Source organism: Vibrio sp. D404a (assembly GCF_030248535.1).
Taxonomy (GTDB): Bacteria; Pseudomonadota; Gammaproteobacteria; order Enterobacterales; family Vibrionaceae; genus Vibrio.
Genome location: NZ_JAHGAJ010000017.1, coordinates 98,945 through 112,813, shown reverse-complemented (window position 1 = coordinate 112,813; position 13,869 = coordinate 98,945). Strand labels below are relative to the sequence as shown.

Below are 13,869 nucleotides of genomic sequence, written 5' to 3'. Positions count from 1 at the left end.
TCATCTGCTTTATCTATCGAGATTCGAAAAAACTAAAAGCAGATTTGGAGCCAAGATGGTGAGCCACGAAGTCTTTTGCTCTTCGCATCTCGCCATCTCGAATCCCTCATCTGCTATTTTAGCTAGTTCTTACGACGTCTTACCTTCAGCGCGTGTGGCATAACACGCAGCTTCTTCATAATGCTCGCAAGATGCACACGATCTTTGGTGGTCAGCAAGATAGTCACTGTGTATAGGCGTCCATCACGTTCCTCGGTTGAGATACCGTGAATGTTCGAGCCTGTTTTCGAGATAACGTTAGTTAGCTCAGCCAGTGCGCCTTGGTGGTTCTGAAGATCGACTTGAAGCTCTGCTGTGAACTCTTGGTCGTAATCGTCAGACCATTCCACCGCCATGTACTTGTCTGGTTCTTTTTGGTAACCACGAACGTTTGGACACGTTTCGCGGTGAACCACAAGGCCACGACCTGGAGATACATGGGCAATGATGTGATCATCTGGGATCGGGTGACAACAGTTAGCAAACGTCAGCAGTAGACCTTCAGCGCCGCGGATAGGCAGCTTCTTCTTTGGTGTATCGCTGTCGTTGTTCACTTCTGTCAGCTCATCCGCATCACCCAGTAGGCGACGCGCAATCACGATACTCATTAGCTCACCCAGACCAATTGAAGCCAATAGGTCTTCAACGGACTCTAAGCGTAGGTCTGAAAGTACGTGGTCAACGTTCTCTTGAGCAATATCGCCAATCGAGTGTTCACCCAGTGCGTGGTTCAGTAGACGACGACCTAGGGTAATCGACTCTTCACGACGCATGGTCTTAAGAACCTGACGGATCTTAGTACGAGCACGAGAGGTCACCACATAGTTAAGCCATGCTGCATTCGGGCGAGCACCCGGCGCACTGATGATTTCGATCGTTTGACCGTTCTTCAGGGCTTTACTCAGCGGGTACGGGTTCATGTCTACACGAGCGCCAACACACATGTTACCAACGTCAGTATGCACTGCGTAGGCGAAGTCGACGGCTGTTGCGCCTGCTGGCAGCTCAACGATACGGCCTTTCGGTGTGAAGACGAAAATCTCATCTGGGAACAGATCAGACTTAACGTTCTCGATGAATTCGAACGAGTTACCGGCACTTTGTTGAAGTTCAAGTAGGCTTTGCATCCAGCGCTGAGCTTTCACTTGCGCGGTCGTGCCATTGCTACGAGTACCGTTGCCTTTGTAAGACCAGTGCGCTGCAACCCCCTTGTCTGCCATTTGGTCCATGTCTTCAGTACGAATTTGTACTTCAACAGGAACGCCGTGAGGGCCGATCATAGAGGTGTGCAGAGATTGATAGCCGTTGGCTTTCGGTACCGCAATGTAGTCTTTCATGCGACCCGGACGAGGCTTATACAAGCTATGAGCCTGACCCAGTGCGCGATAACAGGTGTCTGGCGTGTCTACCACGACGCGGAATGCGTAGATATCCATAATGGTGTGGAAGCGCTGCTCTTTGGTTTTCATCTTGTTGTAGATGGAGAACAGGTTCTTTTCACGACCAAATACGCGAGCAGGTAAGCCAACCTCTTCGAGGCGACCTTCAATCTCGCTATGGATACGTTGGATCATCTCTTTGCGGTTACCACGAGCGGCTTTCACCACTTCTTTCAGAACTCGGTAACGGTTTGGATAAAGGGCTTCAAAGCCAAGTTCTTCTAGTTCAGTCTTGATGTTATGAATACCAAGACGGTGAGCAAGAGGAGAGTAGATCTCTAGGGTTTCACGTGCAATACGACGCTTTTTATCTGGGCGCAGGGCACCAAGCGTACGCATGTTGTGTGTTCGGTCTGCTAATTTGATCAAGATAACGCGGATGTCTTGCACCATAGCGAGAACCATTTTACGGAAGTTCTCTGCTTGCGCTTCTTTGCGATCACGAAACTTAAGCTTATCCAGCTTAGAAACACCATCAACAAGCTCCGCCACTGTGTTACCAAACTGCGCTTCTAACTCTTCTTTTGTAACTTCAGTATCTTCAATTACATCGTGGAGTAGGGCTGCTTGGAGGGTTTCGATATCAAGGCGCATTTCGGCCAGAATACGTGAAACAGCAACAGGGTGGATAATGTATGGTTCACCGCTTGAGCGGGTTTGCCCTTCATGGGCATCTCTCGCTACCACATAAGATTGACGCAGAGCCTCAATTTGAGGCTCTGTTAGGTATTCTTGGGCAACGTCTTTGAGGCTATCGAATAGATACAAATTAAAGGCCCGGAAGGTTAATTAGTTCGAATAACAATGACGCTTTTGCGAATAAGAGTTAACGAGAGTGAGCGATGCTGCTTACTGCTGCAAGCTCAGCTGCTTCTTGCTCTTGTTGCTCTTGACGCTCACGAGCATCTAGTACGTCTTTAGTGATAAGACCTTCTTCGATTTCACGAAGTGCGATAACCGTTGGCTTATCGTTTTCTTCAGGCACTAGTGAATCTTTACCGCCAGTTTGCATTTGACGAGCGCGGCGAGCCGCAATAAGAACTAGGTCGAAACGGTTGCCAACTTTTTCAACAGCGTCTTGAACAGTTACGCGTGCCATGAGGACTCCAAATAGTTAACTAATAAATTTTGAATGACGAGAAAGTATACAAGTTTAACTAGAGACTTTCTAGATCACCGTATACTTATCTCAATGGAAAATCTAGCCTTGCTAGCTTATTCCGCCAGTAGAGCAGTAAGCATGCCGCTGTATTTTGCTGCTTGCTTATCTTCTTTTAAGCGCTCCGCACGAATGATAGCTCTGAAGTCCATAAGGGCTGCATCAAAGTCATCATTCACGATCACGTAGTCATACTCATTATAATGAGAGATCTCTGACTTCGCTTCGCTCATGCGTTTCGCAATAACTTCTTCGCTATCTTGACCACGAACGTTTAGACGACGCTCTAGCTCACCGTTTGATGGTGGAAGAATGAATACACTCTTCGCTTGAGGCATCTGTTCGCGGATCTGACGAGCGCCTTGCCAGTCGATATCTAGGAATACATCGATACCGCGCTCTAGGTTCTCTTCAATCCAAACGCGTGACGTACCGTAGTAGTTGCCAAATACTTCAGCGTACTCTAGGAATTCATTCTTCTTGATGAGGTCTTCAAAATGATGTTTCTCTACGAAGTGGTAGTGAACACCATTTTCTTCACCAGGGCGCATACCGCGAGTGGTGTGTGAAACAGATACCTTCATTGCGTAGGTTGGATTGGTTTCTAGCATTGCTGAGATCAAGCTCGATTTACCTGCGCCACTAGGTGCAGATACGATGTAAAGAGTACCTTTGCCCATCTGTATGTTTCCACTGTTGGTTGGATTGAGTGAAGGCGTTGCCCTCCACTATAAAAGATAGCACTGACCGAACTCTTACTCACCCTCTCGAATGTGCAGTGCACAAGCAAAGTGGTGAAAATTAGGTCAGAAAAATGGAGGCGAAGAGTAGCATATTTCAATGATTCAGAACAACTGGCTTGATCGTTATTTCTTATAGTTTGATCCTCGCGAAGATCGTCACCAATATGCAATACCACATCAATATTACTTTTTTATGTGATCTTAATAAAAATTGTTGAAGTTTTAATCGTAATCCTTACAATCCGCGCAAACGATTAAATGCTGTATATATCTAGTGATATGGACTAGATGTTTCTACTACCGAGCCTATCTTGGTGACTACAGTTTTTAGTGCAGAAACCTCTCTTTTTCTCACAGCATTTGAATCTTAAATTTCTTATTTTTTTGCATAGGTTTTGTTGTGAGTACCGATTCCACCCTTAAGGCCCAAACCACCTCATCTGGTTCGCTGGATTCTCTGTTTAAGATTTCTGAAAGAAAGACCACCATCAGCACTGAGCTGTACGCTGGTTTTATTACTTTCTTGGCGATGAGCTACATTCTAGCGGTGAACCCTGCCATTCTGGGCGATATTCCGGGTATGGATAAAGGCGCGGTATTTACAGCAACGGCATTGGCTGCGGCTATCTCGACACTTATCATGGGTATCTGGGGTAACTATCCAGTAATGCTCGCGCCGGGTATGAGCATGAACGGCTTCTTCAAAGGCCTACTGCTAAGTGGTTCTGTGGCTGTGCTGTGGAATGAAGCGCTATTTGGTATTTTCCTATCGGGTATTTTGTACCTTGCGTTCTCATTGACCAATATTCGTAAGTCGATGATTGAGTCGATTCCGGAAGATTTGAAGTTGGCGATCACAGTATCGCTTGGTTTGTTCATCGCGTTCTTGGGTCTTAAAAACGCTGGTATCATCGTTTCTAACCCGTTTGTTCTGGTTGGCCTAGGTGATATCTCAGACCCACAAGTGATCATCGCTTACGTGAGTATCTTTATTGCGCTTGGCTGTATGGTTCGTGATATCAAGCTGGCGACGTTTATCTCGTTTGTTTCGGCGATTGCTCTGACTATCATCGCTGATTTGTTCATGGGTACGTCGAATGCGCCAATCCCTGATGAGCTAATTTCTATGCCACCAAGCATGGCGGGCAGCTTCGGTGCGATCTTTGATTTCTCGGCCTTCACGCCAGAGAAAATGTTTGATCTGCTATTCATCGTTCTTATCTTCCTGATTGTCGACTTCTTTGATGGCTTGAGCACCATTGTTGGTGTTGGTCGTGATGCGGGTATTATTGATAAAGACGGTAAAGTGCCAAACGCGAAGTCAGCACTAGTAGCAGATGCTGGCGGTACGGTGATTGGTTCTGTTCTGGGTACGACTTCGATTACGGCTTTCTCTGAGTCGGGTATTGCTTCTTCTCAAGGCGCGAAGACTGGTCTTGCAGCTGTTATGGTTGCGGGTCTGTTCCTTATCTCACTATTCCTATACCCAATCTTCTCTATCTTCTCGGCAGCTATGGTTGCACCGGCGATGGTAGTGGTGGGCATCTACATGGTCGGCCGCCTTGGTCAGATCAACTGGGAGAAGAAAGAGTCTCGTATTGCGGCGTTCTTTACCATCATGTTCACAGTACTGAGCTTCTCTCCGGCGAACGGTATGGCGATGGGCTTCATTAGCTACGCATTCACTATGGTTGTCGCAGGTAAAGGCAAAGAGGTACACCCACTGATTTACGGACTGTCGGTTGTGTTCCTTGTATATCTACTGCTTCTATAGTCGGTATTGATGTTTTGATAGTGGCTCTGCATTGTGTAGGGCCATTTTTTTGCGTGTTGGATAATTATTCACATCGCCGTCACGCTCTACGCCTAAAGTTGGTCATAACAGATAGCGCCACTTTGATGGAGGCATGCTATTGTATTGGCAGGTTTAATTAGTAATTAGAGTGTTTATGCCGTCTCATTTACCAAAAGGTTTCAGTCGACCTTTCTTGAAGATATTCCATATTCTTGAAGCCGTACTGCTGGTAGCCATCACTTTGGCGACCCTGTTTGCGATGGTTGAAGAGTTCATGCATGTGTTTGCTGAAAAACGCGTTCTCTTGACTGACATCCTGCTGATGTTCATCTATCTAGAAGTGTTAGCAATGGTGCAGCAATTTGTGGTGAACGGTAAGATCCCTGTTCGATATCCTATCTATATCGCAATGATGGCGATTGCTCGATATATCACGCTAGGTATGAAAGAGTTGGATGCGGTGTTGGTTGTGTGGCTGGCGGTGGCGGCATTCATTCTTGCAGCAGCTACATTACTGATTCGAGTTGGGCACCATTATTGGCCATATGTCGATAGGCAGACCAAAGAACCAGATGAGTAATTGAGATTTAAACTCAGACAGACATAACAAGGGCGACATTAAGTCGCCCTTGTTGCATTTTCTAGCCAACGAAGTGTTTGTTCTTAGAATTTGTACGTTGCGCCAGCGTAGAAGGTACCAAGCTGGAAAGTCACATCATACTCAGGGAAACCTGTATCTATATTGAAAGTATCAACTTCGTAAGCAACGCGGAAGTTCAGGTTTTCAAGGCTTGCTGGCGTGTATTCAACACCTGCACCTAGACGTAGAGCTGTCTCATCTTCGTCACTTGTACCTGGTATTTTGATCGACATTTGAGATAGACCAACAGTACCAAATGGGCGCCAGCCACTGTCAAAGGTGTAGCCAAGGTTAGCGGCAATAGAAATGGCTGTTGGCTCTAATGCTCCTGTCGAGCGTGGAGCTGTTACGTCACTGTACTTTGTGTATTGTGCTTCAACACCAACAATACGGTTGAACTGGTAGCCACCAATAAGTTTGAATGAAGAATCATTGGTTTCCAGTACAGAACCAGATACATCATCATCATAAGTTGTAGTACCGAAACCACCACCTAGGTAAAAACCAGACACGTCTTTTTCAACTGCTTGCTCTTGAGCACCGGCAAAGGCAGAAAATGCTGCCAGAAGGATCACTGCTTTCTTCATTATATACATCTCATTGGGGATAAAAAACAGTGTGCATTATGTGTGCAGTGCCAATATAAAACTAAAGATGGATTACATCTAAATTTCACGAATTGCCGATTTAATGGGTATTTCTCTTTTATATTTTTTTATCTTTTCTGGTTAAATCATTGATATAATTGATAGTGTATTTTTTTCTATAGATTTCTGCTTACTATTGGTTGAAATACACTCAGTGCTTACGTCATTGACTCGAGAATGATAAAATCTCGCGCTCTACGTGTCAGCTTTTTGGCTCGCGTAACCCTCAAATCCAGTAACAGTGAGCTTATGCATCGAATCTATTTTTCCAATTTGATACTTGATCCAACGACTCGGAGGTTGTCGAGTGTGGAGGGAGAGAGCTGTCAGTTGCGTCCACTTCCTTACGCAGTATTGAGCTTGTTGCTGGAAAATCAGGGTGTTCACGTCACTCGTGAACAGCTCTTTGAAACCTGTTGGGAGGGCGCTTTTGTGACTGATCAGGCGATCACTAATGTCATATCAGGTTTGAGAAAAAACTTCGAACAGTTGAGCGCAAGAGATGTCACCATCAAAACAGTTAGTAAGATTGGTTATGTCTTGGAGATTCACTGCGTTGAGCAGCCAATCAAGAAAAGAGTAGAAGACCGCACCATCCGAGTTAGCCAAGAGCAAGAGATCGCTTTAGAGGAAGTAAGTTTGGAACCGGCACTTGCGCTGAAAAAACATCTGCCTGTTTGGCACTGGATTATCACGCTATTTCTCTTGGCAGGCTTACTGTTTATTTTCTTTGCTAAGCCATTCATTAGGAAGCCCGAATTTATTCATCCGAGCGAGTATCAGCACTTTCAGGTAGGGGCGACTGATTTCTACCTTCATGATAGCGCTTATCTCATCGGCGACGGTCAGCTTCTCGCTTATGAGCTGGCGAACCAGTCATTTCCAACCTGCCACGCCGACGTGTATCTGCGAGTGGCGGAGTCGGCTTATGATGATGGGGTATATATGATCAAAGCCTTCGCGTTTGCTAAACACGGCAGCAAGAACGCAAGCTATGTGAATCACTCGGTGAGCATTAATGAAATACCCAAAACAGTGGTGAAAGCGATTAAGAGGGCGCGAGCAATATGCGGTTAAAGGCAGTTATCGTTTTCAATGTGACTCTTGTTATCTGTTTAATCGGCCTAGCGCTGTATCAGTGGAAGTTTGAGCAACAGCAGTTAGCGGGGACTCGTTGGGCATGTGTACAGCTTGATGAGGGGTTTGTGACGCAAGGGTATGGTCGTTACAAAGAGATCGCCGATCGCTCTATTTTGGAGTTTACTTCCAATCAAAGCTTATTGATCTTTCAGAAAGGGCACCTGCAAACATTCGATGGTGAAACCAAGCCCTACGAAGTCTACTATGAAGCGGATTACACCGCAGAGAACAGTCTTCTATCAGTCGCTTATCATCATATCGATTGGGATTTACAGCCGACAGACAGTGATATTTTTGTACGCGATATGAATGCCCTACAGAGAGCTAAGATCGAACTGCTGTACAAGGTAAAAGGGGAGCACTTATACCTCTTTAGCCAAGGGCATGCCGAAGAGAGAAATTATACCTGCTATAAAAAATAGCCCCTGATGGCAGGGGCTATTGATTGAATCACATTAGATAGAAACCGATTCGATTATTCGATGTTCTGGATTTGTTCACGCATCTGTTCGATAAGAACTTTAAGTTCTACGCCCGATGCTGTGATGTCTGTGCTGATAGACTTAGACGCTAGCGTGTTTGACTCACGGTTGAACTCCTGCATCATGAAGTCTAGACGACGGCCACATGCGCCACCCTTCTTCAGGATGTTAGTCGCTTCTTTCACGTGAGAATCTAGGCGGTCTAGCTCTTCTGCAACGTCAGACTTTTGCGCCAGTAGGATCAGCTCTTGCTCTACGCGCGCGCCTTCAAGCTCGATCTTCGCTTCTTCAAACTTGTTAAGAAGACGCTCACGTTGCCACTCTAGGATCTCAGGCATGCGTGCGCGAACTTTAATGACTTCTTCTGTAATCGCAGTTAGACGCTGCTCAATAAGCGCCTTCATGTTGTCGCCTTCACGACCACGTGCATCAATGAAGTCTTTTACTGCGTCATCAAACGCAGCTAGAAGATCTTTGTTGATCGCGTCCATGTCTTGCTCTGGCGTTTCCATCACACCCGGCCAGTTCATCACTTGGAATGGGTTCAGACGGCTCTCTTCGCCGGTCATGCCCATTACTTGGTTCGCAGCATTGATCACCTGTTGTGCTAGGCCTTCGTTTATGCTCAGCTCGCCTTTTGCTGCAGGGTTCGCTTCAAAGCGCAGGTTACATTCAACCTTACCACGCGCTAAGCGCTTACGAAAACGCTCGCGAAGGATTGGCTCTAGGCCACGGAACTGCTCTGGCATGCGGAAGTAAGTTTCAAGGTAGCGTTGGTTTACACTGCGGATTTCCCACACTGCTGTACCCCAATCGCCTTTCACTTCTTTACGTGCGTATGCCGTCATACTATAAATCATCGAATTTTCCTGTCTTTTATCATTCTGAAAATAACGCGCACGCATAGTATCACGATACGGGGTGCTATGTGCGGCCATCGCTTTTTAGCTTTAGAAGCTTTTCAGGAGAGGTGGTACCTCAGGATAAATAGCTTTGCACCGCAAACTGCTATATAATCTCGCCCCAATCCAATTTGTCTCACCCCTTTCTTAGGTGACAGACACTTTCAATAGTTAAACACCTAAAGATAAGACTAATAAGGTAGATACTTATGCGTCCAAATGACCGCGCCGTAGATCAAGTTCGTCCAATTAAAATTACTCGTAACTACACAGCGTATGCTGAAGGCTCTGTGCTGGTTGAGTTTGGTAACACCAAGGTTCTATGTAACGCGACAGTAGAAGAGAACGTGCCGCGTTGGTTAAAAGGTCAAGGAAAGGGTTGGGTAACAGCTGAATACGGCATGCTGCCACGTGCAACGCACACGCGTAACCGTCGTGAAGCAGCGAGCGGTAAACAGGGTGGTCGCACGATGGAAATCCAACGTCTGATCGCTCGTAGCCTACGTGCTGTGGTTGATCTAAAAGCGATGGGTGAAATCATGATCACTGTCGATTGTGATGTTATTCAAGCAGATGGCGGCACACGTACTGCGTCTATCTCAGGTGCGAGCGTAGCGATGGCTGACGCGATCAACCACCTACTAGAGAGCGGTAAACTTAAAAAGAACCCAATGAAAGGCCACGTAGCGGCAGTTTCAGTGGGCATCGTTGGTGCAGAAGCACTGTGTGACCTTGAGTACGTTGAAGACTCAGCAGCGGACACCGATATGAACGTTGTAATGACGGAAGACGGTAAGATGATTGAGATTCAAGGTACTGCAGAAGGCGAACCGTTTAGCCACGAAGAGCTGATGCAGCTTCTAGCCCTGGCGAATAAGGGCATTGCTGATATTGTTGAAGCGCAGAAGTCGGCGTTGGCAGAATAATCAATTTTAATAGCTCCTTTTTAAGGGGCTATTTTTTTGTCTGTAAAACCTGAAAGGGTGGTACAGAGAGTAAGTTAAGTTTTATTGAGTAAACATAGAGGATGAGCATGAAAGCATATCAACGTGAATTTATTGAATTTGCACTAGAGAAAGAAGTACTTAAGTTTGGTGAGTTTACTTTAAAGTCTGGCCGTAAGAGCCCTTACTTCTTCAATGCTGGATTGTTTAACACAGGTCGTGACCTAGCGCGTTTAGGTCGTTTTTACGCGGCAGCACTAGCGGACTCTGGTATTGAATTTGATGTACTGTTTGGCCCTGCATACAAAGGTATTCCAATCGCGACGACAACAGCCGTTGCACTGGCAGATCACCACGATGTAGACACACCTTACTGCTTTAACCGTAAAGAAGCGAAAGACCACGGTGAAGGCGGCAACCTAGTTGGTAGTGCACTGGAAGGTCGTATCATGCTAGTGGACGACGTGATCACAGCAGGTACAGCGATTCGTGAATCGATGGAAATCATCCAAGCAAACGGTGCTGACCTAGCGGGTGTTCTTGTCGCGATTGACCGTCAAGAGAAAGGCAAAGGCGAATTGTCTGCGATTCAAGAAGTAGAGCGTGATTTTGGCTGTGCGATTATCTCTATCGTTAGCCTGACTGACCTAGTCACTTTCCTTGAAGAGAAAGGCACAGACGCAACACAACTAGAAGCGGTTAAGGCGTATCGCGCTCAATACGGTATCTAATACGATTCTGTTCAGAATATAAAATGCGCAAGGGGCTGATGAATCATCAGCCCCTTTCGTTTTGGTTAAAGTACATTTACTTGTAGCGAATGCCTTTTGGCACCTCTGGGTCTTCCATGGTCTTATAGCGCTTGTGCAGCCACATCCATTGCTCAGGAGCTCTTAAGATGGTTTTCTCTAGGTAACGGTTCATGTAGGCCGCGGCTGCTTTTTCATCTTTCTGAGGGTAATCTGCTTCTACCGACTCATTGGCGATGATCTCATACTTGCCATCTTCATTTCTAAAGCCAGAGCCCGGAACAAGCGCACACTTACTGGTATAAGCCAAAATACTGGTGCCAGTGGTGGTACAGGCATCTTCAACCGCGAAGAACGGCACAAATACCGACTTATTACGACCGTAATCATGATCTGGCAGGTAGAAAAGGATCTCACCCTTACGCAGTACTTTGATCATGCGTTTAACGTCTTTGCGGTGAATCAGTCGATTGCCATTCTGGGTACGGCCACGGTATTGGATATACTCGTAAGCAGGGTTGTTATGTGGGCGATATACGCCAAGCCCCGGAATACCAAGCACGGCCATACCACGAGCGGTGATCTCTAGATTGAGTGCATGAACGCAGCACAAGAGTACACCCTTGCCATTCTGCTGATGAGTACGCAGTGCTTGGGTGTCTTTGTCTACTAGCAAACGCTTAAAGCGCCACGTTGGCCAGAACCAAGTGATGCCAGTTTCGATTAGGGCCATACCCGTATTTTTGAAGTTTTCTTGCACCATGACAGCGACTTCATCGGCAGGCTTGTCTGGAAATGCGAGCTCTAGATTGCGAGTAGTGATGGCAACGCGCTTTTTACCGTAACGAGCACCGAGAGCACCAAGTGAACGGCCAATCAGTAGTAGTGCACGATAAGGCAGCACATTCACAATGAAGGCGAGCAGGCCAAAGCCAAACCAAACACCCCAGTATTTAGGATGCAGTAGCGCAAGCGTAAAAGGTGGCTTGGTGATTACGTGTTGTGTCGAACTGGTTTGTGTCGTCATAAGCACCGCTTAGGTTAATGAATTTATTTGATTTGAGCACTCAGTAGCGCCCAGTAGGCATCAAAGTTTTCAGTCGGTTGATATTTGAAGTCTGAACGCACAAAGCGATTGAGGCTGCCTTCTACCTGACCGAGTAACTGAGCCGCGAGAATTCGCTCATCGACAGGGAAAGATTTACCTTCACGAATTTTACGCTCACGAAGGATCTGACGCAGCTGGGTTTCAATACGCTCAAACAGTTGGTTAATGCGATCGCGCAGGCGCTCGTTTTCAAACATTAGAGCATGGCCAGATAAAATTCGAGTCAGCCCCGGGTTACGTTCTGAGAAAACAAGGATCAGCTGTAGCACCAGTCGAATACGTTCTAAGGTATCTTTCTCTTCATCAAGGATGCGGTTAATGCGTGACATCAACGCCTCTTCGATAAACTCGATTAGCCCCTCAAACATGCGCGCTTTACTCGGGAAATGGCGATAAAGTGCAGCTTCTGATACGCCGACCTGCTTGGCCAGTTTCACCGTTGTGATGCGCGATGCCCCTTCTGTTGATTCCAACATTTGTGCAAGCGCTTGGAGAATTTCTTCACGACGGTTCGATTTACGGGTACCAGCCATCTGTTTACTTCCTTTGATAGAGAGGATGATGAGTGAAAGGGATTATAAACACCAATCAATTCTGTTCCTAGTTCTGTAAGCATTAGGTCAACAGAATCGAGAGGTGTCAGGGTATTGTCAGCGCGAAAATGCGGCTACGCTTCAAAAATACCAATCGTAGTAAATAATTGCTCATCCTAGCTTGTTAAAACGCTCGATAACGTCGTTAGAGTTTTTGATTGTAGAATCACTACTTATCGAAAAACTCTGCCTTGTTCTCAAGCGTTTTTCCTACGCTATTTCTGATCACTTACTTACTGTGATTGGTATAAGTTCTTGGATTTGCTCTAAGATCTTAAAGCCTAGTGCCTCTTTGCTTTCTAGTGGCAGTGACTTATCACCCTCGTTCCAGTATAGGTTAAGTGCGTTGTTATTGCTGTTGAAGCCTTGTCCTTCAACAGATACATCGTTAGCGCAGATCATATCGAGATTTTTCTTCACTAGTTTACCGCGTGCGTATTTCTCGACATCTTGTGTCTCAGCGGCAAAGCCGACGGTGAATGGACGATCTTGAGTCATAGCCGCCACAGAAGCGACGATGTCTGGGTTCTTGACCATCTCGATAGACATGTCATCCGTGCCATCGACCTTCTTCAGCTTTTGCTCAGCAATGGTGTGTGGACGGTAATCAGCTACCGCAGCGCAGCTGATGAAGACATCGTGGCGAGGTGCGGAGTCCATAACGGCATCGAACATCTGTTGTGCGCTCTCTACATCAACGCGAGTCACGCCTGTTGGTGTCGCAAGGGAAACAGGGCCGCTGACCAAAGTAACGGTAGCTCCGAGCTTAGCTGCTGCTTCTGCTAGCGCGTAGCCCATCTTTCCTGAGCTGTGGTTAGAGATGTAACGCACAGGGTCGATCGCTTCACGTGTTGGACCCGCAGTGATCAGTACTGAATGACCAGCCATTGGCTTAGGTTGGAAGAAGGCTTCACAGCGATGAACCAGCTGCATAGGCTCTAACATACGACCCATGCCAACATCACCACACGCTTGCTCTCCAGCAGCTGGGCCCCAGATATGGCAACCACGGCGCTTCAGAGTCGCAATGTTCTCTTGCGTTGCTGGGTGAGCATACATCTGCTGATTCATCGCAGGAGATACCGCAACTGGCGCATCAGTTGCAAGAACGAGTGTAGTCAATAGGTCGTTACCCATGCCAGCAGTCATACGAGCAATCAAGTCCGCCGTTGCAGGAGCAAGTAGTACCAGATCAGCCCACTTCGCCAGCTCAATATGACCCATCGAAGCTTCCGCCGCAGGATCAAGCAAGCTATCAGACACCGGTCTACCCGAGACGGCCTGCATAGTCAGTGGCGTGATAAATTCTTTGGCCGCGTGTGTCATCACGACTTGTACTTGCGCGCCACGTTCGATCAAGCGGCGAGTAAGTTCTGCACATTTATACGCTGCAATACCACCACTGATACCGAGCAGGATCTTCTTACCAGCCAAGCCTTGTTGCTCAGTTGGGGTCTGTTGATTAACCGATGTTTGCATGATTTTGTTC

At 46.7% G+C, this 13,869-nt stretch carries 14 protein-coding genes and 1 riboswitch; of the genes, 6 read left to right on the top strand and 8 right to left on the bottom strand.

All coding sequences use genetic code 11. The features are described 5' to 3' along the window. Positions 1–122 precede the first annotated feature (122 nt). The 3 genes from spoT to gmk all read right to left on the bottom strand — a co-directional run bounded on the left by spoT (position 123) and on the right by gmk (position 3,317). The gene (gene spoT / locus KI655_RS10765; RefSeq protein WP_285404719.1) at positions 123–2,246 is read right to left on the bottom strand and encodes a bifunctional GTP diphosphokinase/guanosine-3',5'-bis pyrophosphate 3'-pyrophosphohydrolase; all 2,124 of its coding nucleotides are present in this window, start codon (positions 2,244–2,246) and stop codon (positions 123–125) included. Positions 2,247–2,304: 58 nt separating this feature from the next. Then, positions 2,305–2,577 carry a DNA-directed RNA polymerase subunit omega gene (rpoZ, locus tag KI655_RS10760; RefSeq protein WP_004741437.1) on the bottom strand — a complete coding sequence of 91 codons (273 nt, stop codon included), beginning with the start codon at positions 2,575–2,577 and terminating at the stop codon, positions 2,305–2,307. A 116-nt stretch (positions 2,578–2,693) separates the two neighbouring features. Next, positions 2,694–3,317, bottom strand: a complete 624-nt coding sequence (gene gmk / locus KI655_RS10755) for a guanylate kinase (protein ID WP_285353441.1) — start codon at positions 3,315–3,317, stop codon at positions 2,694–2,696. A 304-nt stretch (positions 3,318–3,621) separates the two neighbouring features. Continuing rightward, positions 3,622–3,721: riboswitch (purine riboswitch) on the top strand. Positions 3,722–3,780: 59 nt separating this feature from the next. On the opposite strand from gmk, the gene KI655_RS10750 reads away from it, so the two are divergent. Together KI655_RS10750 and KI655_RS10745 are read left to right on the top strand one after the other, a co-directional pair. Next, on the top strand, positions 3,781–5,154 hold the full coding sequence (locus KI655_RS10750) for an NCS2 family permease (protein WP_285404716.1): 1,374 nt from the start codon (positions 3,781–3,783) through the stop codon (positions 5,152–5,154). Positions 5,155–5,329: 175 nt separating this feature from the next. Further along, positions 5,330–5,755, top strand: a complete 426-nt coding sequence (locus KI655_RS10745) for a phosphate-starvation-inducible protein PsiE (RefSeq protein ID WP_285404715.1) — start codon at positions 5,330–5,332, stop codon at positions 5,753–5,755. Positions 5,756–5,838: 83 nt separating this feature from the next. Here KI655_RS10745 and KI655_RS10740 read toward each other — a convergent pair whose 3' ends face one another. Then, positions 5,839–6,402 (bottom strand): porin family protein, encoded by a 564-nt coding sequence (locus KI655_RS10740; protein ID WP_285404713.1) that lies wholly within the window; start codon positions 6,400–6,402, stop codon positions 5,839–5,841. 237 nt (positions 6,403–6,639) lie between these two features. Here KI655_RS10740 and KI655_RS10735 point away from each other — a divergent pair, with 237 nt between their 5' ends. Further along, positions 6,640–7,539, top strand: a complete 900-nt coding sequence (locus KI655_RS10735; RefSeq protein WP_285404711.1) for a transcriptional regulator — start codon at positions 6,640–6,642, stop codon at positions 7,537–7,539. Further along, the gene (locus KI655_RS10730) at positions 7,530–8,024 is read left to right on the top strand and encodes a hypothetical protein (RefSeq protein WP_285404709.1); all 495 of its coding nucleotides are present in this window, start codon (positions 7,530–7,532) and stop codon (positions 8,022–8,024) included. Before KI655_RS10735 ends, KI655_RS10730 begins: the two co-directional genes overlap by 10 nt. Before the next feature lie 53 nt (positions 8,025–8,077). On the opposite strand, the gene KI655_RS10725 is transcribed toward KI655_RS10730, so the two are convergent. Continuing rightward, positions 8,078–8,944: a YicC/YloC family endoribonuclease gene (locus tag KI655_RS10725; RefSeq protein WP_285404707.1), complete on the bottom strand. Its 867-nt coding sequence runs from the start codon at positions 8,942–8,944 to the stop codon at positions 8,078–8,080. 251 nt (positions 8,945–9,195) lie between these two features. Here KI655_RS10725 and rph point away from each other — a divergent pair, with 251 nt between their 5' ends. Together rph and pyrE are read left to right on the top strand one after the other, a co-directional pair. Continuing rightward, positions 9,196–9,912: a ribonuclease PH gene (gene rph, locus KI655_RS10720; RefSeq protein WP_285404705.1), complete on the top strand. Its 717-nt coding sequence runs from the start codon at positions 9,196–9,198 to the stop codon at positions 9,910–9,912. A 107-nt stretch (positions 9,913–10,019) separates the two neighbouring features. Continuing rightward, positions 10,020–10,661 carry an orotate phosphoribosyltransferase gene (gene pyrE / locus KI655_RS10715; RefSeq protein WP_285404704.1) on the top strand — a complete coding sequence of 214 codons (642 nt, stop codon included), beginning with the start codon at positions 10,020–10,022 and terminating at the stop codon, positions 10,659–10,661. A 76-nt stretch (positions 10,662–10,737) separates the two neighbouring features. On the opposite strand, the gene KI655_RS10710 is transcribed toward pyrE, so the two are convergent. From KI655_RS10710 to coaBC, 3 genes are all read right to left on the bottom strand, one after another. Next, positions 10,738–11,706, bottom strand: a complete 969-nt coding sequence (locus KI655_RS10710) for a Kdo(2)-lipid IV(A) acyltransferase (protein WP_285404703.1) — start codon at positions 11,704–11,706, stop codon at positions 10,738–10,740. 23 nt (positions 11,707–11,729) lie between these two features. Beyond that, positions 11,730–12,320, bottom strand: a complete 591-nt coding sequence (gene slmA, locus KI655_RS10705; protein WP_285404701.1) for a nucleoid occlusion factor SlmA — start codon at positions 12,318–12,320, stop codon at positions 11,730–11,732. A 285-nt stretch (positions 12,321–12,605) separates the two neighbouring features. Next, on the bottom strand, positions 12,606–13,859 hold the full coding sequence (gene coaBC / locus KI655_RS10700) for a bifunctional phosphopantothenoylcysteine decarboxylase/phosphopantothenate--cysteine ligase CoaBC (RefSeq protein WP_285404699.1): 1,254 nt from the start codon (positions 13,857–13,859) through the stop codon (positions 12,606–12,608). Positions 13,860–13,869 lie beyond the last annotated feature (10 nt).